Source organism: Nocardia brasiliensis ATCC 700358, from assembly GCF_000250675.2.
Taxonomy (GTDB): Bacteria; Actinomycetota; Actinomycetes; order Mycobacteriales; family Mycobacteriaceae; genus Nocardia; species Nocardia brasiliensis_B.
This window is the reverse complement of sequence record NC_018681.1, coordinates 6,666,081-6,689,021: the sequence shown is the minus strand read 5'-3', so window position 1 is coordinate 6,689,021 and position 22,941 is coordinate 6,666,081. Positions and strand designations below refer to the sequence as shown.

The following is a 22,941-nucleotide window of genomic DNA, read 5'->3' as shown; positions in this document are numbered from 1 at the left end:
TCAACGGTCGGCGGCGCGTATTCGTCCCCGCCGCGCGAAACTGTTTGTCTCCTCGTCGCAGGATGTCACCACCCGCGACGGGCACCACTCAATAGTCGCCGCCGCGCACCGCGATCGCCCGCACCGCCGCGTCCATCTGCGCGTACGCGCCCGCGGCGAGTCGCTCGAGCAGCGCGAGCTTCAATTGCGGCGCCTGCGAGGTGAGCTGATCGAAGCGCGCAGGACTGAGCACCGCCACCCGCACGCCCGCCTCGGCCCTGGCCTCGTTCGCGAACGCCGCGCCGACCAGCATCGGAATCTCGCCGAAGGACATGCCCGCGGACAGGCTGACGAGCCGATGGGTGCGGGAGTCGCTGCCCAGGAACGTGATCCGGACCCGGCCCTCCAGGATCAGATACAGGCCGGAGCGGGCGCTCCCGCGGGCGGCGATCACCTCGCCACGCGCGAACGTGCGCACTTCGAACTCTTTGGCCAGGCGCGTCCGATCATCCTGCTCGAGCGACATGAGCGCCGGATGCTCCTCGATCGCGATCGATGTGCACACCGGTTCGTCGGCGGGCCGATGTCGCTCGAGCACGATGTCCTCGCACCATTCGGTGGCCGTGTCCCGGTCGATGAACACCCGGCCGCGCGGGTCGTCCGGGTCCAGGCTCGACACCATGTGCCCGAGTTTGGCGTCGGGATCCACCAGCGCGACGCGCACGCCGACGGCGGCCAGTTCGGTCTGCAGATCGTCGAGCATCCGCACCGCGATCGTGCTCACCTCACCGACCCGGCGCAGGTCGACTACGAGCGCCTCGAGGTCGCCGGCCTGCTCCTCGATGCTGCGCACCGCACTCTCCGCGCCCGCGAACAGCAGGTCGCCGTGCAATTCGTAGACGCGGGCGCGATGCCCGTGCTCGGCGAGCACCGCGATCTCCTCGGTGGTCCGGCGCAGGCGCGACGGCACTTCGGCGACCGAGTAGCCGGCCCGGATCGCGGTCCGCGCCGCCCGCGTGACGTGCAGGAAGTGCAGTTCCAACCGCTGCGACAGCTCACGACACGCCGCGACGCCGCGCACACTGTTGCCGTGCGGGTCCAGGCGCGGCGAGTACACCGCGATGCCGATCTGACCGGGCAGCACCGCGACGATGCCGCCGCCGACCCCGCTCTTCGCGGGCAGTCCGACGGTGCTCACCCAGTCGCCTGCCGCGTTGTACATGCCGCACGTGGTCATCACGCTGAGCACCCGCTCGGTCAACGCCGTGGTCAGTGCTCGCTCCCCGGTCACGGGATTGCGCCCGTTGTTCGCCAGCGTCGCCGCCATCAGCGCGAGATCGCGGCAGGTCACGTCGATCGAGCACTGCCGGAAGTAGCGGTCTACCGCCTCGTCCGGGTCGGAATCGATGATGCCGAACGAGCGCAGCATGTAGCCGATCGCGCGATTGCGGAATCCGGTGCGCGCCTCGGACGCGTACACCGCCTCGTTCATGCGCAGTTCACGGCCCGCGAAACGCGAATAGCAGGCGCGGATGCGCTCGAAACGCTCAGCGGCGTCGTGACCGGTGATCAGTGACGCGGCGGTGATGGCGCCCGCGTTGATCATCGGATTGCGCGGCCGCTCGGTCACCGGATCCAGACTGATCTCGTTGAACGCCTCGCCGGAGGGCTCCACGTCGATGCGCTCGTCCACCGCGCCGGTGCCGCGATCGGCCAGCGCGAGTGCGTAGGTGAACGGTTTGGAGATCGACTGGATGGTGAACGAAGTCTCCATCTCTCCGGTGCCGTATATCCGCCCGTCCGCGGTGGCCAGGCACAGCGCGAATGAATCCGGCTGCACCGCAGCCAGTTCGGGAATGTAGTCGGCCAGCGCGCCGGATTCGTCGGAGCGGCACAGCTGGAAGACGTCGCTGACGATCCTGGACACGACGCCCGGTTCGATTGTCCTGTCGATCGCCTCTTCGACCTGGGCCACACGATCACTCTAGGCCGAGTACCGTATGCCGAGGCTCACATTTCGGTTCGATGTCGGCTGGTGATCGTCGTGGCAGGGTGGGACAGTTGGGTTCTCGTACGAGGGCACTGCCCACCGCTCCGTAGACTGATCGGATCAGAAGCGCTATCCGGAGGGAGCGAGTTCAGGTGGGAGTGCTTTCCCGGGTCGACACGCCCGAAGATCTGCGTCCGCTGACCGCGCCGCAGTTGCGTGAGCTGGCGGACGAAATCCGCGAGTTCCTGGTGCAGAAGGTCGCCGCGACCGGTGGGCACCTCGGCCCGAACCTCGGCGTGGTCGAGTTGACCATCGCCCTGCACCGGATCTTCGACTCGCCTGCCGACCCGCTGATCTTCGACACCGGCCACCAGGCCTACGTGCACAAGATCCTGACCGGCCGCAAGGACCAGTTCGACGATCTGCGCAAGAAGGGCGGCCTGTCCGGCTACCCGAGCCGGTCCGAGAGCGCGCACGACTGGGTCGAGTCCTCGCACGCATCCGCGTCGCTGTCCTACGCGGACGGGCTGGCGAAGGCGTTCCAGCTGAGCGGGCAGAACCGGCACGTGGTCGCGGTCGTCGGCGACGGCGCGCTCACCGGCGGCATGTGCTGGGAGGCGCTCAACAACATCGCGGGCGCGCCGGACCGTCCCGTCGTCATCGTGGTCAACGACAACGGCCGCTCCTACGCGCCCACCATCGGCGGACTCGCCGACCGGTTGACTGCCCTGCGCACCCAACCCGCCTACGAGCACGCGCTCGACGCCGGGAAGCGGATCATCAAGAGCATCCCGCGGGTCGGGGAGTCCGCGTACTCGATGATGCACGCGGTGAAAGCCGGGATAAAAGACGCGGTGAGCCCGCAGGAGCTGTTCAGCGACCTCGGCATGAAATACGTCGGCCCCGTCGACGGACACGACATCGTCGCGATGGAAGCCGCGCTGCGCCGCGCCAAGGACTTCGGTGGCCCCGTCGTGGTGCACGCGGTGACGCAGAAGGGCCGCGGTTACGCGCCCGCCGAGAACCACATCGCCGATCAGATGCACGCCTGCGATCCGATCGATCCGCTCACCGGCAGGCCCGTCGGCGGGCCGAAGGCGCTGGGCTGGACCGCGGTGTTCTCGCAGGAGCTCATCGCACACGCCGAGAAGCGCGACGACATCGTCGCCATCACCGCCGCCATGCCGGGCCCCACCGGGCTCGCGGCGTTCGGTGAGCGCTTCCCGGAGCGGATGTTCGACGTCGGCATCGCCGAACAGCACGCCATGGCCTCCGCGGCCGGGCTTGCGCTCGGCGGCATGCACCCGGTCGTCGCGATCTACTCGACCTTCCTCAACCGCGCCTTCGACCAGTTGCTGATGGACGTCGCGCTGCTGCAGCAGCCGGTGACCATCGTGCTGGACCGTTCCGGTATCACCGGACCCGACGGCGCCAGCCACAACGGCATGTGGGACCTCTCGGTGCTCGGCATCGTCCCCGGCATCCGCGTGGCCGCGCCGCGCGATGCCGCCACCCTGCGCGAAGAACTCGCCGAGGCGCTCGCCGTCAACGACGGGCCCACCGCGATCCGGTTCCCCAAAGGCAGTGTCGCCGACGATATCTCGGCGGTCGAACGGCTCGACGGCGTCGACGTGCTGCGGCTGGCCTCGGTCGACCGCGGCGACGACACCGCGCTCGACGGCGGTGGTTCGGTGCAGGCGGTGCGCGGCGACGTGCTGCTCGTCGCGGTCGGCTCGTTCGCCGAGCTCGCCCTGCAGGCGGCGGATCTGCTGGAGAACGAAGGGGTTTCGGTCACCGTCATCGACCCGCGCTGGGTCCTGCCCATCTCCGACACCCTGGTCAAACTCGCCGAAAACTACCGGCTGGTCGTGACCTTGGAGGACGGCGGGCTGCACGGCGGCATCGGCTCCACCGTCTCGGCCCGCCTGCGCAACTCCGGCCTCGACATCCCCACCCGCGACCTCGGCGTCCCCCAGCAGTTCCTCGACCACGCCTCCCGCGGCGAGGTACACGCCGAACTCGGTTTGACGGCACCGGATATCGCCCGGCGGATCGGCGGGTGGCTCGCGGCTCGGTGAGTGTGCTCGCGACCTGAAGCAGTGCCTGGATCGCGGGTCCGGCTGTGCGGTGTACGCCGGACTCTGCTCGGCGGCGTCGGATGTCGCTGGCGTCCGGGAGCGTGCGCGCGGGCGGACGCGTGGATCCCGCACCCTTTTTGTGGAGCCGCACCCCGACTTGCCGTGGGACACGCCGTGGTTCGCCCTAGAAAGGGTGCGGGTTGTCCGGGTGCCGAACGAGTCAGGCGCGCAGGGTCGGGGTCGGGCTCTTCGAGGTGGGCGATCGCCGTCGGCGCCACCCCTGAACTGAGTTTGTGGGCGTTTGCTCTGGCCAGGCTCTGATGGCGAGGTCTTGCGGGCTCGCGCGCGGGGTGTCCAGCGGCCGTATCGCGCGCTTTCAGCAATGGTGCGTCACGAATCGGTTCGGCGGCGTCGGATGTCGCTGGCAGATCGGGGGGTGGCCGGCGGATCGGCTGTGAGGTTTACGCCGGACTCGATTTGGCAGTGCTGGTGGGTGGCTGGCGGTTCGGCTGTGAGGTTTACGTCGGATTCGGCTCGGTGGCGCCGGCGGGTCGGTGGGTGGCTGGCGGATCGATAACCGGGACATCGGGAGCGCGTGGGCGGCAGTGGGCGGGAACGGGGATAATGCTGGGGTGGACGAACGTGCCGTCGAGCGGTTGTTCGCGGATCGGCCCGATGCCTTGCGCCTGTTCCGTGCTTTCGTGCCGCGGATCGTGGAGTTGGGTGGGATCGGCGCCGAGGTGATGAAGACGCAGGTCTCCTTCGGCGCGGACCGCAAGTTCGCCTGGCTGTGGCCGCTGCCGGTCAGCCGGGGGACACCACCGGACGTCCTCATGCTCACCCTGGTCACCCGTTCCCGGTTCACCGACCCACTGATCCGCAGCGCGGAGCAGAACCGCCCCGGCACCTGGACTCTCCAAGTCCGCATCACCGACGAGTCGGTGATCGAGCACGTGCTCGACGCCGGCTGGCTCGACGCCGCCTACGACTTCGGCCTCGGGTCCTGACCCCGCGCGCCGTAGCACGTGGAACCCGCACCCTTTCTGCGGATCCGCACCCCGACTTGCCGTGGGACACGCCGTGGTTCGCCCCGGAAAGGGTGCGGATGTCCGGGTGTCGAACGAGTCAGGCGCGCCGCTCCGGCTCCTCGAGGCGCGCGATCGGCGCCGCCGTCCCCGGACCGGCCCTGAGCTGGTGGGCGTTTGCTCTGGCCCAGGCTCTGATGGCGAGGTCTTCCGGGCTCGCGCGCGGCGTCCAGCGGCCGTACCGCACGCTTTCGGCGCTCATCCGGTGTGCGGTGAGAAGCTGCGAGAGCTGTTCGAACTCGGTCGGTGTCAAGAAGGCCAGGTAGTAGTCCGGCCCGGAATCCAGCGACGCCAGGACGGTACCGAGAGCGAAGGCGTGCTCACCGATCTCTTCGAGGAACGCTTCGAGGTAACCGACGGGATCGTCCTGGGCATGATCGGCGTCGAAGGCGGCGACCCGATCCCAGGGCAGGGCCGCGGGACAGGAGCTCAGCGAGGTCAACTGCTCGCGGACGAACCGGGGATCGGCGTCGCGGGAGATAGTCGCCAGGTCCGCGCTCGGATCCGGAGATGCGATTTCGCGCATCGGTTCGGCGGCATCAGGGGCGAGGTATGCCCGTCGTTGGGCCATGATGGCCCGCACGCGGAACTCGGCATCGGGTTGCCGGCGGGCCCAGTCGTGGGCGTAGGCCGCGCTCTGCGAGCTCTGGCGCACTATGCGGTCCGGTTCGGGCGGGGCGGGCCAGAACTGCAGGAGGTAGCGGTCCAGTAGTGGCTCGTCGTGGAGTCTGACGTCCTTCTCTCGTGCTGGGTCCATGCCGTGCGCGCAGTACCGCACCCGGTAGTCGAGCCCTTCTTTCAAGTCCAGTTCCCAGGAGTCCTCCCCAGCCCACTGCATCAGGAAACTTTGCTCCGAGAGCGGGTAGAAGGAGACCTCCACGACCTCTTCCCATGCCGGATCCAGCGCTGGAGCCCGGCCGCGCACTTCGACGGTGAAGCCGACGCTGCCGGTGTGCAAACCGGTCCTGAGGAACAGTGCGCCGGGTACCGCGGCGCCGCACAGTCCCGAGTTCTGTCCGGCGAACGCCTCGTGCATGCGCGGGCTGAGTCCCGAGGGGTCACTCACGACGTAGATCTGGCTGTAGGAGACACCCACTTCGCCATCGAGTCGGAACATTTCTCACACCATCCCGACCGGCGTGAGCCCACCGTCGCGTGGCAGCGCCAGGGGTAGCGAGATCCCAGGGGCGTTGATCTCACGGGGTCCAGTATCGACCGGCGCGAAGGGGCTCGCCGCGCGGTGCGGTCTGGTTCGAGAACGGGTCATGGGCGGAAGCGTAGAGAAGCCCACTGACAGAACGGCTCCCGGTGTGTCCGACCTCCGCGCCAACGAGATCCGCACCCTGCGTAAGCTTCTCGGACGACTCGCCTGAGCCGGAGGGCCTGTCGAGGCACCAGGACCGGCTACCTGGTCCGAAGCTCATCGCCCCGCTCACCCGAACGCACTCATGCGGCTGTGCGTGTGCTCCGTCGGCGAGATCGGCTGCCGCGCAGAGCATCCGATAGCCTGATTTCCAGCGTGATCGCAGGTGAGCCGAGGTTCCGCTATCGGCGGGTTGCCACCTGTGGATAGCGAAGTGCCGGGTCGTCGCATGCTCGCCACGCCGTGGTCCCGCTGACCCCTCCGGCACTCTCGGCGCAGCCGCACTCGCTGAGCCGAATCCTCTTGCTCTGGAACATCACTGGCGCACCGAGCGGTCAACTGTACGCATCGACCGCCGAGTCATTCGATGTTCGGTGCTCAGGGGGTGGTTCGGCGGCGGTGGGAGGCACGGACTTTCACGCGGTTGCCGCAGACGTTCATCGAGCACCAGGTGCGGCCGCGGTTGCGCGAGTGGTCGTAGAAGGCCCAGCGGCAGCTCGGTTCGCGGCAGGCTTTCATCCGGGTCCAGGTGCCCGCGCTGACGGCGGCGAAAACGTCGGCGAGCATGGTGGCGAGGGCGAAGTCGACCGGGTCGTCGGTGTGCGGCACCAGACGCGGTTGTGGTCCGGTGATGTCGAGCACGAGCGGCAGCATGTCGGTGAGCGTCCGGCACTTCTGGAATGCCTGCGGATCGAGACCGTCCGGCCGCGGGCTCTGCACGGGCGCGGCATTGTTCTCGGCCAGCAACGCTCGCAACCCCTCGCGCAGATACAGCGCCCGCTGTAGTCCGCCCGCATCGACCAACCCGTCCCTCGACCCGGCGGTCCCGCCGGATTGCGGCACTCCGCGCGCACCGGAGCGGGCAATCGTGTCGGCTCGCGGCTCCTCGTGCACCGCCGAGCCGGACGCCGCATCGGCTGCGTTCAGCGTGGCGGGCGCACCGAAGGTGTTGGTCGGATCCGCGAGGAGGTCGTGGTTGTTCAGCCACGTGAGTAGCTGGGCGGGGGTGGTGAGGTGGTCGCCGTCGGCGCGGCGGGTGTTCACGAATTCCACGATGCGGTGCAGGGCGGGGGGTGCGTGGTCGGCGGGGTGGACCGGGCTCGGCATCCAACCATCGTAACTACCGATTGACGGTAGATGGTTACCTAACTATCGTTCGGCGAACGCAAGTTATCCTGCCGTCCTGAGTCGAACAAGGAGATCTGGTCATGGCATCGGTACGCAAAGAACTGGTCGTGGACGCGGACCCGGCGGAGATCTGGGACATCATCCGAGACTTCGCCGACGGGCCGACGCGCATGGCACCGGGGTTCGCCGTGCGCAGCGCGCTCGACGCGGCGGGCTATCGCGTGGTCGATTTCGCCGACGGCTCGGTGCTCCGGGAACGGCTCGTCGTCATCGACGAGGACGAGCGCCGCTTCGTCTATTCGATCGTGGGCGGCAGTGTCACGCCCGAACACAACAACGCCTGCATGCAGGTCTTTCCGCACGGGGCCGGGCAGACCCGCTTCGTCTGGACCCACGACGTCCTGCCGGACGCCCTGGCCGAACCCTTCGCCGCCGCAATGGACAACGGGCTCGCCGTCTTCGCTCGAGCCGTAGCAAGCACAACCGCACCCTGATCCCGCCGCTGCACCGCAAACACTTCGTGGCGACGAGGCAGGGTAAACGCACGCCTTCGCGTTGAGGCGTTCGCGATTCCGCGGACGACGCAGGATGACACCGCGCTCAGTGCGCCGGATGCGGGGCAGCCGGGTCGGCCCGGTCTCCACCACATGCACGGTGCGCACCATCCCGATCGGGCCGGCGGCGACTCGCCGAAGAGCCCTTTCCGCGTCGGCGCCGTCGACCACGGTCGCCGCTGACATGGCAAGTTCAACTTGCGGAGAAGCGCTGCGTTCGCCCTCGGCGGTAGACCCGCTGCCCGCAGTTCAGGCGGGTGTCAGGGCGACCGTCAGTGGGGGGACGGCGAGTTCACGCTGCCACTGCCTGGCTCCGCCGGATTTGAGGAAGCCGTCGATGGCGGCGGCGAGTTCTTCGGGGGAGTCGGGGGCGCGGTCGTAGTCGGGGAGTCCGTCCCAGCAGAGGCGGCGAACCAGGTCCGGGGACAGCAGGTTTTCGACCGGAATCGAATGTTTCGTGGAGAGTTCGCCCATGGCGGTGCGCGCGCGGGTCAACCGGGCGGCGGCGGCGGGATCGCGGCGCTCCCACCGGTTCACCGGGGGCGGGCCGTCGAACGGCTGGGTGAGCGGCGGTAGTTCGGTGTCGGGCATGGTGCGGCCGCGGTCGACGGCGGCCAGCCATTCGCGCGAGTACCGCCGCTGCCGCGGCCCGCCGAACACGGGTAGTCCGCGCAGTTGAGCGATGGTTTTCGGGTCGGCGGTCACGGCGGCGATGATGGCGGCGTCGGGCAGGATCCGCGCGGGCGCGACGTCGCGGGCGCGGGCGAGCCCGTCGCGGGTGGTCCATAGTTCGCGGACGACGGCCAACTGCCTGGCCCGGCGCAGGGTGTGGATGCCCGAGGTGCGCCGCCAGCGGTCCGCCTTCGGTGCGGGCGGTTCGGTGGTTCTGACGTGCTCGAATTCCTGTGCCGCCCAATCGCTCTTGCCTTGTGCGTCGAGCTCGGCCGCGACCGCGTCACGCAGTTCGAGGAGTAGTTCGACGTCGAGTGCCGCGTAGTTGAGCCATTCGTCGGGCAGCGGCCGGGTGGACCAGTCGGCCGCGCCGTGTCCCTTGCGTAGCGCGTGTCCCAGCAGGTTTTCCACCATGGCGGCCAGGCCGACGCGCTCGAATCCGGCGAGCCGCCCGCCCAATTCGGTGTCGAACAGCCGTTGCGGGCGTAGGCCGAGTTCGGCGAGGCCGGGCAGATCCTGGTCGGCCGAATGCAATACCCATTCCAGGTCGTTGATCGCGGCGGCCAGCGGGGCCAGGGCGTCGGTCACGGGGATCGGATCGATGAGAAAAGTGCCTGCGCCTTTGCGGCGGAGCTGGATCAGATAGGCGCGCGCCGAATACCGGAATCCTGAGGCACGTTCGGCGTCGACGGCGAGTGGGCCGGTGCCCGCGGCGAGACGAGCAGCGGCCGCGGCGATTTCGGCGGCGGTGTCCAGTACCGGAGGCACGCCATCCACCGGCGCGAGCAGGGGAGGCGCGCCGGTGGTTTCGGATTCTTCGGGTACGGACATGTTGTTGAACTTTACGTGCAGGGGTGCGGCCGTCGTCGTCCTATCGGACTTCCGTGTGTCGGAATGACGAACGGCAGCGCATTCGTTGTCGGCTTTCGTTCATCTCAACGCCGCGGCGCCGGTATGTCTTCCGCCCGGCCGGGAAAAACCGCTATCGCTTGTCGGCGGAACCGCCGGGACGCATCTCCAGCTGGGTGATCCCGGCGGGCGGTAGTCCGGCGGCGTAGGCGAGCACTTCGCAGAAACCTTCCACGTGCGGCCGGATATCAGTGGTGACGGCGGTCCAGGAGGCGCGTAGTTCCAGTTGATGCGCCCGGGGCGGGCCCGCGATATCGCCGTAGCGCACCGAACTCGTCGAGGTCACCGTGCCGCCGAGCGCGGTGAACGGCTCGGACCGCGATTCGAGCGCGTCCACCAGCCAGCTCCACGCCACCTCGGGCAGCAGCGGGTCGGTGGCCAGTGCGGCGTCGATATCGGCCTGGATGTAGGCGACCAGTCGCAGCGTGCCGTGCCAGGCGTCGTCACCGTCGGGGTCGTGCAGCAGGATCAGTCTGCCGAACGCGTCGCCTTCCGAATCGACCGGCACGACACCGGATTCCGGATGCTTTACCTCGGCACCGAGTGCGTACGAGTAGGGAGCCAGACGTTGCGGCGGCCGAATGGGCGCAAGCTCGATCCGAGGGTGCACTGTAGCGGTCCCCATCGCATCGACCGCGGCGCGAAATTGAGCTGGCTCGCCATGAGGTCCCTCGGTCGGTGCGGCGCCGTCGCGGAAGTCGAGCGGTGTCACGAAGGGGACGGTAGACCTTGTGCACCCCGCACAGGCGGAGGCGCGCCGCTGGAGTCGGCGCGGGCTGCGCCGGAAGTTGCGTGGTAGCACAGGCCGTGCCGGCGGATCGGTCCACGCGACGGGCGCGTCCGACCGGTCGGCAGGCTCGTGTGCGCTCCGCCACCGGTCTCCGGCTCGGCCCAGTTCGCGGGCCGCATACGATAGCCGTGATGAGCACATACACCCGCCGCCGCCTGACCGATGCCCCGTTCCTGGCCGCCGCCACCGGCGCGACGCCGAGCAGGCGCCCGGTGTGGTTCATGCGTCAAGCCGGACGGTCGCTGCCCGAGTACCGCGAACTGCGCAAGGGCGTCGGCATGCTCGAGTCCTGTTTCGATCCGGAGCTGGTGTGTGAGATCACGCTGCAGCCGATCCGCAGGCACCGGGTGGACGCGGCGATCCTGTTCTCCGACATCGTGGTTCCGTTGAAGGCCGCGGGGGTCGATCTGGATATCGTGCCCGGCGTCGGTCCGGTGATCGCGTCGCCGGTGCGCACCGTCGACGATGTGCGCGCCCTGCCGCGCTTGCGCCCGGAGGAAGTGGGGGCGGTGACCGACGGGGTGCGGCTGCTGGTCGACGCGCTCGGCGAGACGCCGTTGATCGGGTTCGCGGGCGCACCGTTCACCCTCGCGTCCTATCTGGTGGAGGGCGGGCCGAGCAAGAACCACGAGCGCACCAAGTCGATGATGTACGCCGACCCGCAGACCTGGCACGCGTTGCTCGGCGCGCTCACCGATATCACCATCGCGTTCCTGCAGGCGCAGCTGGCGGCGGGGGTCGACGCGATCCAGCTGTTCGATTCGTGGGCGGGCGCGCTGTCGCTGGCCGACTACCGCCGGTTCGTGCTGCCGCATTCGGAGCGGGTGTTCGCCGAGGTCGCTGCCGCCGGCGTGCCGCGCATCCACTTCGGCGTGGGCACGGGCGAGCTGCTCGGCGCGATGGGCGAGGCCGGCGCCGACGTGGTCGGCGTGGACTGGCGGGTGCCGCTCACCGAGGCCGTCCGCCGGGTCGGACCCGGAAAAGCGTTGCAGGGCAATCTCGATCCGGCCGTGCTGTTCGCGGGTGCGGCGGCGGTCGAAGCCGAGGCCCGCCGGATCGCGGCCGAGGCGGACGAGGCGATCACCTTGGGCGCCAAGGGCCATATCTTCAATCTCGGGCACGGCGTTCTTCCCGACACCGATCCCGGCGTGCTGACCGCGCTGGTCGAATTGATCCACGAGCTGTAGAGCGGCCGCTCACCGCACCGGAATACGGGCGGCGGGCACCGGGATTCCCGGCACCGCCACGGTCTCCTGCAAGAGCCGTCCGCTCGTGGTGACGTACAGCGTGGTGTCGTGCAGTGCCACCGAGGACACGAAACCATCGGGGAGATCGAGGGTTCGATCGAGTGCGCCGTCGGCGGTGAAGCGGGCCACGGCACTGCCGCTGCCCAGAGCGACCCACACGCCGCCGTCGACATCCACGGCGAGACCGTCGCATTCGCCCGCCGGTGCTTCGGCGAACACCCGGGTGCGGCCGTCCGTTATCGCCAGCACCCGGCTCTCGGCGTATTCGCAGACGTAGAGGGTCTGTTCGCCGGGGGCGAAGCCGATGCCGTTGGGCCAGCGGATGTCCGCGGCGACCGTGCTGACGGCGCCCGCCGGATCGATGCGCAGTACCTCACTGGGCCCGGCGGATTCGCCCTGCTGCGGACGGTGGCGCAGGACGCCCACATACAGTGATCCGTCGGATCCCACTGTCACATCGTTGAATCCGGTCGCGCCGTCGACGGTGAGCACGGTGTGGATGTCGTCGGCGGCATACGCCACGTCGCGGCCCGTGACGATCAGACCGCCGTTCTCGTGCCGCGCCAGTCCGCCGATCCCGCGCCTGCGCGCGACGACGGTGTCGGTCACCCCGTCCCGGTGGCGGAATACTCCGCCACCGGTGACATTCGAGAACAGCACGCCGCCGTCGGCCGGTACCAGTGGCGCTTCGAGCAGGCCGGTGGTCGAGTACAGCTGGGTCGGCATGGGTTCTCCTCGTCGGTGCTCAAAGATCCAGGAAACGAACGTCTTTCGCGTTGCGGGTGATGAAAGTGCGGCGGGCCTCCACGTCTTCACCCATCAGGATGGAGAACAGCTCGTCGGCGGCCGCCGCGTCGGCGAGCGTGACGCGGCGCAGGATGCGGGTCTGCGGGTCCATGGTGGTCTCCCACAGCTCCTTGGCGTTCATCTCGCCCAGCCCCTTGTAGCGCTGCACACCGTCATCTTTGTTGATCTTCTTGCCGCCCGCGAGCCCGTCCTCGAGGAGCGTGTCGCGTTCCCGGTCGGAGTAGGCGAACTCGGCTTCGCCGCGCTGCCACTTGAGCTTGTACAGCGGCGGCTGCGCCAGATACACGTGCCCCTCCTCGATGAGGGGGCGCATGAACCGGAACAGCAGTGTGAGCAGCAGTGTGGTGATGTGCTGGCCGTCGACGTCGGCGTCGGCCATCAGCACGATCTTGTGATACCGCAGCTTGGCGAGGTCGAACTCGTCGTGGATGCCGGTGCCGAAGGCGGTGATGATCGCCTGCACCTCGTTGTTCTTCAATACCCGGTCGATGCGGGTCCGTTCGACGTTGATGATCTTTCCGCGCAGCGGCAGGATCGCCTGATACATCGAGTCACGGCCGGATTTGGCCGAGCCGCCGGCCGAATCGCCCTCCACGATGTAGATCTCGGAACGGCCCGGGTCCTTGGATCGGCAGTCGGCCAGCTTGCCCGGCAGGCCACCGAGATCGGAGGCGGACTTGCGGCGCACCAACTCTCGCGCCTTGCGCGCGGCGGTCCGCGCCTGGGCCGAGGATATCGCCTTGGTCACCACGGTTTTCGCGTCGGCGGGGTTGGCCTCGAACCAGTGCGTGAGGTGCTCGTTGCACGATTTCTGCACCAGCGAGCGGATTTCGGTGTTGCCCAGCTTGGTCTTGGTCTGCCCCTCGAACTGCGGCTCGGAGACCTTCACGCTGACGATCGCGGCCAGACCCTCGCGGATGTCGTCACCGGTGAGGCTGCCGTCCTTGTCTTTCAGCAGCTTCTTGTCTTTGGCGTATTTGTTGACCACCGTGGTCAGCGCCGAACGGAACCCCTCCTCGTGGGTGCCGCCGTCCTTGGTGTTGATCGTGTTGACGAACGTGTGCACCGACTCCGAATAGCCGGAGTTCCACTGCATCGCCACTTCGACGCTGGTGCCGGGACCGGTGCTGGAGAACCCGATGATGGAGTGGTGGATCGGCTGCTTGGTGCGGTTGATGTGGCGGACGAAATCCTCGAGACCGCCCGGGTAGCAGAACGAGCGCGTACTCGCCTCCGTCGCGTCGGCCCCGCGCTCGTCGGTGAGGGTGATGGTGAGGCCCTTGTTCAGGAACGCCGTTTCCTGCAGGCGCCGCGCGACCGTCTCGAAGGTGTAGGTGGTGGTCTCGAAGATGTTCGGATCGGCCCAGAACCGCGTGGTAGTGCCCGTGCGGTCGGTCGGGGCGCCGCGGACCAGCTCGTCGGGCTTGGCGTCGATGTAGGTCTGCGTCCAGTGGTATCCGTCGCGGTCGATCTCCAATTCGACCCTGGCGCACAGGGCATTGACCACCGAGAGGCCGACACCGTGCAGGCCGCCGGAGAACTCGTAGGTATCGGAGTCGAACTTGCCGCCCGCGTGCAGTCGCGTCATCACCACCTCGACGGTGGGGATGCCGAGCGCGTGCAATTCGACCGGGATCGCGCGGCCGCTGTCGACCACCTGGACGCCGCCGTCGGCCAGCAGCGCGACATCTATTCGGTCGCCGTAGCCTGCCATCGCCTCGTCGACGGAGTTGTCCACGATCTCCTTGATCAGGTGGTGCAGACCGGACTCGCCGGTGGACCCGACGTACATACCCGGCCGCAGGCGCACCGCGTCGAGCCCCTCGAGCACGGTGACGTTGGACGCGTTGTAGCCCTGCTTGTCCGATGCCGCCTCGGCGGATCGCGACGGGGTGGAGTGGTTGGTAGCCACGAGTCGGTAACTCTCCTCACATGCCGTATCCGGCGGGGCCGGGTTCAGCGCGCAGCAGTTCCCCCGGTATGCCGACGCGGCACAACGAGTTGATCGGGGAATCAGAGACCTGTCTGCGCGCTGAACGCCGCGGCCCCACCGGAAGCGCCCAGAAAACTTGTCGCCTCCCATCATACCGTTGGCATCACTTCGAACTAGGCTCACGCGAATTTGAAAGCTGGTTAGACGTACCTAGACACGTCTGGAGTCCTTCAAAATTGATGTTTCCAATCCCCCCTATGTGGACGACACTTAGATCGTTCTATGGCGACGCTGGGCGGCCTTTATTCAAAATCGGTCAAATACGACGAATCGGTCAGATTCGAGGGTGATTAAGGCGCGCTGTCGTACGGCACGGGAAGGGTGCCGCCCGGTCTCCGGTGGACCGGTGGGTCGCGCGGCCGGGATGGGGGATAGCGTCGAAGGCATGAGGATCGCGGTGGTGGGCGGCGGGATCAGTGGATTGGTCGCGGCGTATCGGATGCGGACGTTGCTAGGCACCGAGGCCGACATCGTGGTGCTCGACCGGGCCGAGCGGGTGGGCGGCATCCTCTACACCGGTGAGCTCGCCGGGGGACCGTTGGATCTCGGAGCCGAGGCGTTCGTCGGCCGCAGACCCGAAGTCCCCCAACTGCTTCGCGAACTCGGACTGGAACCCCAGCTCGTGACCCCCGCGGGGCTGCGCCCGCTGCTGTGGTCCGGCGGCGTGGCGCATCGGCTGCCCGAACGGACGCTGATGGGTATCCCGTCGGACGCGGAGTCGATGCGTGGTCTGGTCGACGCGGAGACCCTGGCCAAGATCGCCGCGGAGCCGCAGCGGCCGCTGATCTGGGAGCCGGGCGCGGACATCGACGTCTACCAACTGATCGCCGACCGCTTCGGTGCGCAGGTCGCCGACCGCAGCGTCGACCCGCTGCTCGGCGGCGTGTACGCGGGCAGTTCCCGATCGATCGGCGTGCGCGCGGCGCTGCCGACGCTGGCCGCGGCCCTCGACGACGGCGCGCCCAGCCTCACCCACGCGGTGTCCGTCGCGCTGCCGCCGCCGTCCAACGCGCCCGTATTCGGCGGTATCAGAGACGGGTACCAGGTGCTGCTGGAAGCCTTGGCGGCGCGATCCGGCGCGAAGTTCGTGACCGCGACGCCCGCGACCCGCCTCGCGCGCGGGTTGCGCGGCTGGATCATCGATCCGGTCGGCGCGGTCGACGCCGTCGTGCTCGCCACCCCCGCGCCGGTGACCGCCCGGCTGCTCGGCGCCGTCGCACCCGACGCCGCGACCGCGTTGGCGGGCATCGAGTTGTCCTCGTCCGTCGTTGTCGCCCTTGCGCTTCCGCTGGAAGCCGAGCTGCCGCAGCACTCCGGGATTCTGGTCGCCACCGGAGAGCCGTTGCGTGCCAAGGCTTTCACCCTGTCCAGCCGCAAATGGACGCACCTCGCCCAGCGGGACACCGCGCTGGTGCGCGTCTCCTTCGGGAAATTCGGCGACGACAGCACCCTGTCCTGGTCCGATACCGACCTGATCACCACCGCCGCGGCGGACCTGGCCACCGTCACCGGCACCGTCATCGCGCACACCGACGCCGCCGTCCAGCGCTGGCGCGGCGGCCTGCCCCAGTACGCCCCCGGCCACACCGATCGCATCGCCGCCGCCGAATCCGCCGTCGCCCCCCTCGACGGCCTCGCCCTGGCCGGCGCCTACCTGCACGGCGTCGGCGTCCCCGCCTGCGTAGCCTCCGGCACCACCGCCGCCCACCGCATCGCCGCCGCGCTGAACTGAGCGCCGGCCAGGGTTTTCGGAGGCCTGCCGTTACCCATTGCGCGGTGGTGGTGCCGGCCTTCCGGGGAGCTGGACCGGCGCAGCACGTTTCGCCTTGGCTGCGTGGGTTGTCCAGCGGCCGCGCCGGTCGCTGACCGATCGCGTCGACGGCGACGCGCGGGGACTCTCGCACGGGTTCTGTCTTCCCGCACCTGCTCCGGCCGCCCACAGCGGGTGCGGGAAGACGGGCGGGGTGCGGGAAGGTGAGCTACCGCACGGCGGTGGTGGGTGGGGGGAGTGGCACGATGGGGGGTATGGCGCGACTGGACTATCAAGCACTCAATTCGACGATCCGGTACCTGATGTTCTCGGTGTTCCAAGTGCAGCCGGGCGTGCTCGGCGAGGACCGGGCCGCGGCGATCAAAGAGGCGCGGGCGTTCTTCGAGGGCTTGGCCGACCGCGAGGTCGTGGTCCGCGGCGTGTACGACGTGGCGGGCATGCGCGCCGACGCGGACTTCATGATCTGGACGCACGCCGAACGGGTCGAGGATCTGCAGGCCGCCTACGCGGACTTCCGGCGCACCACCGAACTGGGCCGCGCGAGCGCGCCGGTGTGGAGCAACGTGGCGCTGCACCGCCCGGCCGAGTTCAACAAGAGCCACGTCCCCGCCTTCCTGGCCGGTGAGGATCCGGGCAACTACATCTGCGTGTATCCGTTCGTCCGCTCCTACGAGTGGTACCTGCTGCCCGACGAAGAGCGCCGCAAGATGCTCGCCGACCACGGCAAGGCCGCCCGCGGCTACCCGGACGTGCGCGCCAACACGGTCAGCTCGTTCGCGCTCGGCGATTACGAGTGGATTCTGGCGTTCGAGGCCCCGGAACTGCACCGCATCGTCGACCTGATGCGCGACCTGCGCGCCACCGAGGCACGCCTGCACGTCCGTGAAGAGATTCCGTTCTTCACCGGTCCGCGAGTCGAACTCGAAAAGCTCATCACGGCACTGCCCTGACGGCGGCCGGCCCCGGTGGAATTCCGGGCATGCCCGCGGGCTTCGTCCTCGCTACGCTTCCTCCAGGTCGGGGGTTCACGACCTGGAGGGACGAACAATGTTGCGTACCAAGCGTTGTGCCGCCGCAGTAGTGGTGGCGGCCGCGGTGCTGACCGGCGCCGCACCGCTCGCCACCGCGGCACCGGCGCCGGTCGGCGCCGAGACGAGCATCTTTTCCGGCTCCGCCGAACTCACCAAGCAAATCGAATACATCGCCTGCCTGATCAGGATCAGCCTGGTCGGTGGTGCGTGCCTGCCGAAGTAGCGCCGCGGAGCAATCGCCCGGCATGCCCTGAGTTTTCGGGGCATGCCCGGCGCGAGCCGAGTCCGTAGAGTTCGCCCAAGCGCCGTTCGCTGCGCTGCCCGAGGGGTGCAGTCGCAGCGAGAGATCGAGTCGATGCCGTCGCGCTCCCACATCCACCGACTTCGAACCGGGGACGTGCGGGTCCGGCTTCGCTACCACTGCGCGAACCGCTGCCCGGTCGTGCCGATGCGGCGTCGCGTGGCTGCGTTCGTCGACCTTTTGCCGATGTTGCGCGGAGTTGGCCACGAGTCACCGAACGAGTGCTGCCGCAGCTGATCGCTTTTGCTGTCACGTCACCCCGTGCCGCCGACGAACACTGCGGGCGCGGTATCACTGTCTTCCACAGTCCGGTGCGCCGAACGAATATCGTATGGCATATTTCTGCGCATAGTACTTCCAGCTGAAACTTCCAGCTATTTGTAAAGCGATAGTAAATTCGGACACGTTTCCGTCGATTCGTTGACCTCCTCGCGGGCGTCGCGCTCGAACTGCCCGATCGGCGCGGTGGCGATCCCCTTGGTGTAGAGCGGCGAATCCGTGGGCAGTCCGCGGAATTGGGCGAACTGCTCGAACATGTTCAGCCCGTAGTCATCTATTTCGTTGTAGACTTTCCAGCTCACCCCGGCCTGCTCGAGCCGCTCCGGATACGTGGTCCAGGTGAAGCCGCCCGCGGGCGTCTTGTTGCGAATGAGCGGGCCACCGTGTCGACCGGCGGGGTCGATGGTCCCCGTCATCCACATCATGCGGTGGGGCCAGGTGGGACCGAGCGCCGAGCAATGGTAGGCGTCGCGCACGGTGAACGCGTCGGCCAGCGCGAAGTGGAACGGGATATCGGCGCGCTCGTAATAACCCATCACATACGGGCCGTTCTTGCCGTCGGCTTTACGATGCGCGGGCAGCCATTTGTCCATTTTGCCGCCGTTCAACGCCTCGTGTTGCACGCTCCATGCGTGCGAGGTGGACGGAATCTTCTGCACACTGTTGCGGTAGGTGTCCAGATGGAACGGCAGCGTGTAGCCGTCGGGATTCTGCGGATCGGGTTGCTTGAATACCGAGGTGCCGTCCGGAAAACGCAGCGCCTCGGGATCGGAGAAACCGCGCACTCCGGGCATCGTCCCGAAGTAGTGGTCGAACGAGCGATTCTCCTGCATCAGCAGCACCACATGCTCGATCGGCCGGGGTGTCACCGGGTCGGCCAGCACTCGCTGCACATTCGGCGGCATGGCCGCGAACGCCGCCGCCAACGCGGCACCTCCGAGGAGTCGACGCCGCGTGAAACCCCTTGCGGCCGTTTCGGGTCGGGACCAGCAGGGTTACCGGACGAGCTACTGATCGGTTCGGAACATGTGCTGCGGGTGCGGTCACGCCTCCTGTGCGGTTCGCCGGGCCCGTTGTGTCAGGAGGGGCATCGTGATGTCGTCGACGATCTGCTCGATGGTCTTGCCGGAGACGGGTTTCAGCGTCATGAGAACTTCGTGACGGAACAGGTCGAGCGGCAGTGAGATGAGGTGCGGTTTCAGGGTGGAGGCGTCGATCTCGCCTCGGTCGAGGGCACGTTCGATGATGGCTTCGATGGCCGGGCGACGGTCGGCCAGCATGCGCGCACGGAGCTGTTCAGGGTTCGATCTTCGTTCGGTGAAGTACCCGTCCAGAAGTACCGCGGTGACGACGAGAAGATCGACTCGCGAACGGTTGGCCGCGTGCATCAGCGCGATCAGGTCCCCGCGCAACGTTCCGGTGTCCGGGACGTCGACGACGCGGGTGGAGGATTCGTGCGCAAGGGCGGCCTCGACCATCAGTGCCTTGTTGGCCCAGCGGCGATAGATCACCGGTGTGCTCGTACCGGCACGCTCGGCGACTGCTTCCAGCGTGAAGGCCGCGTATCCGCGCTCGGTCAGCTCGGCCCACGCGGCCCCGAGCAGAGCCTCTTCCAGGTCCTTGCCTCGCCTGCGCCGCATCCGTCGACCTCCCACAAGATGTGTTGATGCATCTTATATCGGCGCGTACCATCCCAATAAGAAGTGTATGTGCTTCTTATTGGGTCCGGTATGCCGCCGACTCACCCACATCTCCGCGGGAGAGAGCTATGACCAGCAAGGACACCGTGGCCGTCCTCATCGAGATTCATGCGAACGCCGGCCAAGAGCGCCAAGCCCGCGATGCGCTGCTGCACGCCATCCAAACCTCTGACAAGCCGGGCCTCGTCAGCTCGACGGAGTACGAGGATCTCGATGACTCAGGCGCGTTCTACGCCGTTCAGGTATGGGAGAGCGAGGACGCTTTTCACGCCCACATGAAGGACGCCGCCGAGAACGGGATGAACGAGGCGATCAAAGTACTGCGTGAGCCGCCAAAGACGGCCGTGCTGCGCGCCCTCGGCTGAATCCGGTCCGACGTGCCTGGCTCGAACGGATCGTGAAAGCTGTTCTCACGCTGTCGAATTGCGGCGAAGGTTGGTCCTTGGCGTGGCCTGCTTGCGATGGTGGTGCGCACTCATATGCCGGGTCGATGTCGGTGCTTTCCGGGTGCGGCGCTGCCGGAGTAGTCGTCGAGGTCGGAGACCAGTTCGGCGATATCGGGTAGGTTCTCGAACCGGTGCCGGTGGATTTCGGCGATCCTCGCGCCGACTTCCGGGTCCGGGTCGTCGGTGATGTCGAACGACACGAACTTGTCGACGAGCGGTAGCCCGACCCGGTCCATCGCCAGGTGCGCCGGGTGGTTCATGTATTCCTCGTAGGCTGCGAGGTCCGCGACCAAAGTGACCGCGCCGTAGTCGAATTCCCCGCCGAAGTCGGGGCCGACGATGCGCGCTGTGATGGATGGTATGGCGTTGATGTGCTCGCTCATCTGCGCGAGACCGGCCGCTTTGTCCTGTTCGGCGATGCCGGGTTTGAGGGTGAAGCGTATGCAGTGGTAGATCATCGGGCCTTCCTTTCAGTTGGTGGCTGGGGGGTGAATGTCGTTGCGTAGTCGCGGGCGAAGTCGGTGATATCGCGTGCGGGGTGTCCGGTCAGTTCGGGGACGGACTGGTGCACCTGGGCGGCTTCGCCTCGGGCGTAGTGCGCGTAGTCCTCGACGAGGCCGTCGAGGTGCCAGGGCGGGAGCCGGCCGGTCAGGGCGGCGGTGAACTGGTCGGCGGAGGCGGTGCGGAAACTGACGCTGCGCCCGGTCGCCGCGGTGAGCGCTGTGGCGATCTCGTCGTGGGTCACGGCGCGAGGTCCGGTCAGCGTGTAGGTGCGGCCGGTGTGCCCGGTGCCGGTCAGCACGGCTGCGGCCGCGTCGGCGATGTCTCTGGTGTCGATCGCGCTGATGGCGGCGTCGCCGATGGGCGCGGCGAACCAGCCCTGCGCGATGGAGCCGGCGAAGGCGAGTAGGGCCTGCAGGTAGAGGTTGGGGCGTAGCACGGTGTGGTCGAGCCCGAGTGTCTGCACGTGGGCTTCGACTTCGGCGTGCCAGCGCAGGAACCGCACCGGGGCCTCGGCATGTGCCGCGTACTGGGACAGCAGCACGAGGCGGGGCACGCCCGCGTCGCGGGCCAGGTCGGCGAAGCGGGTCTGGAGGGCGGCGGCCTCGGGTGCCGAGGGGCTGTTGAGGAAGGCGGCGTCGACGCCGTCCAACGCCGCGGCAACCGAGGCCGGATCCCGCAGATCGGCGACAACGGTCTCGGCGCCCGGGACGACCCGGTCGCGGTGACGGGTCATGGCGCGGACGGTGACGCCGCGGGCTCGCAGGGCGGGCACCAGTGCGGAACCGACAGTTCCGGTCGCGGCGGTCACCAGCACGATAGGGGTGTTCATCGTCGTGTGTCCCTTCGGAGAGGTCAGTGCGCAGCGGCGGTCAGGGCCTGCGATTTCCGGGTAGCGGAGCGCAACGACAGTGCGAGGGCGATGACGACGAGTGCGGCTTCGCCGAAGAACGCGGTCTGGAACGAGATGTCGCCGTGGGTGCCTGCCGCACCGATGGCGATCCCGGCCAGTGCGGCGAGCCCGAGCGCGCCGCCCAACTGCTGTGCGGCGTTTACCAGCCCGCTGAGCAGGCCTGCTTCGCCGTCGGCGCTGTCGCGCACGCCCATCGCGGTGGCGTTGACGAGGCCGAGCCCGAGTCCGGCACCGATGACCAGGAACGCACCGAGCAGACTCACCGAGAAACCGCTGGTCGTCGGATCCATCGCCAGCCAGAGGAAGCCGGCGAGCAGCACCGCGAGTCCGACGGGCAGCGCGCGTGTGAGCCCGATTCGCTTGGCCAGCAGTGGCGCGAGAACGCTACCGACGATGATCATGATGGCGAGGGGTACCTGTGTCATTCCGGCCGCCAGCGAACTCATCCCGAGTACGTCCTGCTGATACTGGGGCAGAAAGAAGAACAGGCTCGTCAGTGTGCCGCCGGTCAGCAACATCACGACATTGGCCGTGATCACCGGCTTGCGGCCGAACACGCCGAGCGGCACCAGCGGGTGCGTGGAGTGCCGCTCGGCGAACACGAACGCCGCCAGGGACGCGCCGCCGATCGCGAGGCCGAGAAGAGTGCTGGGTGCGCCGAATCCGGCATCAGAGGCAGCGACCATGCCCAGCGCGAGACCGGAGATCCCGAGGGTGATGGTGATCGCGCCGAGCACATCGAACCGGCCGGGCTTGCCGGGGACCGCGGGGACCGAGCGCCACACGATGATCGCCCCGGCGATGCCGAACGGCACCGGGGTGATGAACACCGCGGGCCAGCCCAGGATTTGGGTGAGCGTGCCGCCGAGAAAGACGCCGAGCAGACTGCCGGCGCCCGCTACCGCGCCCCAGATGCCCAGTGCGCGGGTGCGTTCCGCGGGAGAGGTGTAGAGCGTGAGGACGAGCGAGAGCGCGGCGGGCATGACGATCGCCGCCCCGGCACCCTGCCCGATTCGTCCCGCGGTCAACATCCCGACGCCGGTGGCCAGCGCGCAGAACGCCGTCGCCGCAAGGTAGATGGCCATTCCGGTCAGGAACACTTTCCGGCCGCCGAGCACGTCGGCGAGGCGGCCACCGAGCAGCAGCAGCCCGGCGAACGCCACCAGGTAGCTGTCCACGACGACCGTGAGTTCGGCCGCGGTGAGCTCGAGGCCTTCGCGGATCGTGGATCCGGCGAGGTTCACCATCGAGGCGTCGAGAATGACCAGGAACATGGCGCTGGCCAAGCCTGTCATCGCCATCGCGCGCGGTATCCGGCGGCGGGCGGGCACTGGCGTGGGTACGGGGGCATCGCTCATCGTTTCGTCCTTCTGGGTGAAGCTGGCGGCCGATCTTCCGGTTCCG

General features: G+C 68.2%; 20 protein-coding genes and 1 pseudogene. 8 read left to right on the top strand and 13 right to left on the bottom strand.

The window, feature by feature from the left end; translation table 11 throughout:
• Positions 1-88 precede the first annotated feature (88 nt).
• Positions 89-1,954: a glutaminase A gene (gene glsA / locus O3I_RS29530; protein WP_014986679.1), complete on the bottom strand. Its 1,866-nt coding sequence runs from the start codon at positions 1,952-1,954 to the stop codon at positions 89-91.
• A gap of 167 nt (positions 1,955-2,121) precedes the next feature.
• Here glsA and dxs point away from each other — a divergent pair, with 167 nt between their 5' ends.
• Positions 2,122-4,047, top strand: coding sequence for a 1-deoxy-D-xylulose-5-phosphate synthase (gene dxs, locus O3I_RS29525; RefSeq protein WP_041562953.1), 1,926 nt, complete (start codon positions 2,122-2,124; stop codon positions 4,045-4,047).
• Between the two features lie 632 nt (positions 4,048-4,679).
• Positions 4,680-5,054, top strand: coding sequence for a DUF5655 domain-containing protein (locus O3I_RS29520; protein WP_014986677.1), 375 nt, complete (start codon positions 4,680-4,682; stop codon positions 5,052-5,054).
• 118 nt (positions 5,055-5,172) lie between these two features.
• Here the strand turns inward: O3I_RS29520 and O3I_RS45945 are convergent, their stop codons facing one another.
• The 3 genes from O3I_RS45945 to O3I_RS43085 all read right to left on the bottom strand — a co-directional run bounded on the left by O3I_RS45945 (position 5,173) and on the right by O3I_RS43085 (position 7,602).
• On the bottom strand, positions 5,173-6,249 hold the full coding sequence (locus O3I_RS45945) for a hypothetical protein (RefSeq protein WP_014986676.1): 1,077 nt from the start codon (positions 6,247-6,249) through the stop codon (positions 5,173-5,175).
• A 3-nt stretch (positions 6,250-6,252) separates the two neighbouring features.
• The gene (locus O3I_RS45690; protein ID WP_167829188.1) at positions 6,253-6,399 is read right to left on the bottom strand and encodes a hypothetical protein; all 147 of its coding nucleotides are present in this window, start codon (positions 6,397-6,399) and stop codon (positions 6,253-6,255) included.
• Positions 6,400-6,873: 474 nt separating this feature from the next.
• A complete protein-coding gene (locus O3I_RS43085) occupies positions 6,874-7,602 on the bottom strand; it encodes a CGNR zinc finger domain-containing protein (RefSeq protein ID WP_014986675.1) in 729 nt (242 codons plus the stop codon).
• Between the two features lie 101 nt (positions 7,603-7,703).
• Between O3I_RS43085 and O3I_RS29505 the strand changes: the two genes are divergently transcribed.
• Positions 7,704-8,117, top strand: coding sequence for an SRPBCC family protein (locus tag O3I_RS29505; RefSeq protein WP_014986674.1), 414 nt, complete (start codon positions 7,704-7,706; stop codon positions 8,115-8,117).
• A gap of 309 nt (positions 8,118-8,426) precedes the next feature.
• Here O3I_RS29505 and O3I_RS29500 read toward each other — a convergent pair whose 3' ends face one another.
• Positions 8,427-9,680 (bottom strand): ribonuclease D, encoded by a 1,254-nt coding sequence (locus O3I_RS29500; protein WP_014986673.1) that lies wholly within the window; start codon positions 9,678-9,680, stop codon positions 8,427-8,429.
• Between the two features lie 151 nt (positions 9,681-9,831).
• Positions 9,832-10,470, bottom strand: coding sequence for a DUF3000 domain-containing protein (locus O3I_RS29495; protein WP_036561166.1), 639 nt, complete (start codon positions 10,468-10,470; stop codon positions 9,832-9,834).
• A gap of 209 nt (positions 10,471-10,679) precedes the next feature.
• Between O3I_RS29495 and hemE the strand changes: the two genes are divergently transcribed.
• Complete coding sequence (gene hemE / locus O3I_RS29490) at positions 10,680-11,735, top strand: uroporphyrinogen decarboxylase (protein WP_014986671.1); 1,056 nt, start codon at positions 10,680-10,682, stop codon at positions 11,733-11,735.
• A gap of 9 nt (positions 11,736-11,744) precedes the next feature.
• Here hemE and O3I_RS44170 read toward each other — a convergent pair whose 3' ends face one another.
• Positions 11,745-12,521, bottom strand: a complete 777-nt coding sequence (locus O3I_RS44170) for an SMP-30/gluconolactonase/LRE family protein (RefSeq protein WP_014986670.1) — start codon at positions 12,519-12,521, stop codon at positions 11,745-11,747.
• 19 nt (positions 12,522-12,540) lie between these two features.
• Positions 12,541-14,514 carry a DNA topoisomerase (ATP-hydrolyzing) subunit B gene (gene gyrB, locus O3I_RS29480; protein ID WP_014986669.1) on the bottom strand — a complete coding sequence of 658 codons (1,974 nt, stop codon included), beginning with the start codon at positions 14,512-14,514 and terminating at the stop codon, positions 12,541-12,543.
• A 466-nt stretch (positions 14,515-14,980) separates the two neighbouring features.
• On the opposite strand from gyrB, the gene O3I_RS29475 reads away from it, so the two are divergent.
• The 3 genes from O3I_RS29475 (at position 14,981) to O3I_RS45070 (ending at position 17,620) form a co-directional block, all read left to right on the top strand.
• Positions 14,981-16,327: a protoporphyrinogen oxidase gene (locus tag O3I_RS29475; RefSeq protein WP_014986668.1), complete on the top strand. Its 1,347-nt coding sequence runs from the start codon at positions 14,981-14,983 to the stop codon at positions 16,325-16,327.
• A gap of 293 nt (positions 16,328-16,620) precedes the next feature.
• On the top strand, positions 16,621-17,316 hold the full coding sequence (gene hemQ / locus O3I_RS29470) for a hydrogen peroxide-dependent heme synthase (RefSeq protein ID WP_014986667.1): 696 nt from the start codon (positions 16,621-16,623) through the stop codon (positions 17,314-17,316).
• Between the two features lie 97 nt (positions 17,317-17,413).
• A complete protein-coding gene (locus O3I_RS45070) occupies positions 17,414-17,620 on the top strand; it encodes a hypothetical protein (protein WP_014986666.1) in 207 nt (68 codons plus the stop codon).
• Between the two features lie 509 nt (positions 17,621-18,129).
• Here O3I_RS45070 and O3I_RS29465 read toward each other — a convergent pair.
• A pseudogene (locus tag O3I_RS29465) lies at positions 18,130-18,882 on the bottom strand (phospholipase C); the annotation flags it as partial.
• Between the two features lie 138 nt (positions 18,883-19,020).
• Positions 19,021-19,617 carry a TetR/AcrR family transcriptional regulator gene (locus tag O3I_RS29460; RefSeq protein ID WP_014986664.1) on the bottom strand — a complete coding sequence of 199 codons (597 nt, stop codon included), beginning with the start codon at positions 19,615-19,617 and terminating at the stop codon, positions 19,021-19,023.
• A 128-nt stretch (positions 19,618-19,745) separates the two neighbouring features.
• Between O3I_RS29460 and O3I_RS29455 the strand changes: the two genes are divergently transcribed.
• Positions 19,746-20,042 (top strand): putative quinol monooxygenase, encoded by a 297-nt coding sequence (locus tag O3I_RS29455; RefSeq protein WP_014986663.1) that lies wholly within the window; start codon positions 19,746-19,748, stop codon positions 20,040-20,042.
• Between the two features lie 110 nt (positions 20,043-20,152).
• On the opposite strand, the gene O3I_RS29450 is transcribed toward O3I_RS29455, so the two are convergent.
• From O3I_RS29450 to O3I_RS29440, 3 genes are read right to left on the bottom strand one after another with little or no spacing between them, the layout of a single operon-like run.
• Entirely contained in the window at positions 20,153-20,581 is a 429-nt protein-coding gene (locus O3I_RS29450; RefSeq protein WP_014986662.1) for a Dabb family protein, read from the bottom strand.
• Positions 20,578-21,456 carry an NAD(P)H-binding protein gene (locus O3I_RS29445; protein ID WP_014986661.1) on the bottom strand — a complete coding sequence of 293 codons (879 nt, stop codon included), beginning with the start codon at positions 21,454-21,456 and terminating at the stop codon, positions 20,578-20,580. The genes O3I_RS29450 and O3I_RS29445 overlap by 4 nt, the downstream gene beginning before the upstream one ends.
• A 23-nt stretch (positions 21,457-21,479) precedes the next feature.
• On the bottom strand, positions 21,480-22,895 hold the full coding sequence (locus O3I_RS29440; protein ID WP_086006297.1) for an MFS transporter: 1,416 nt from the start codon (positions 22,893-22,895) through the stop codon (positions 21,480-21,482).
• Between the last annotated feature and the right edge of the window lie 46 nt (positions 22,896-22,941).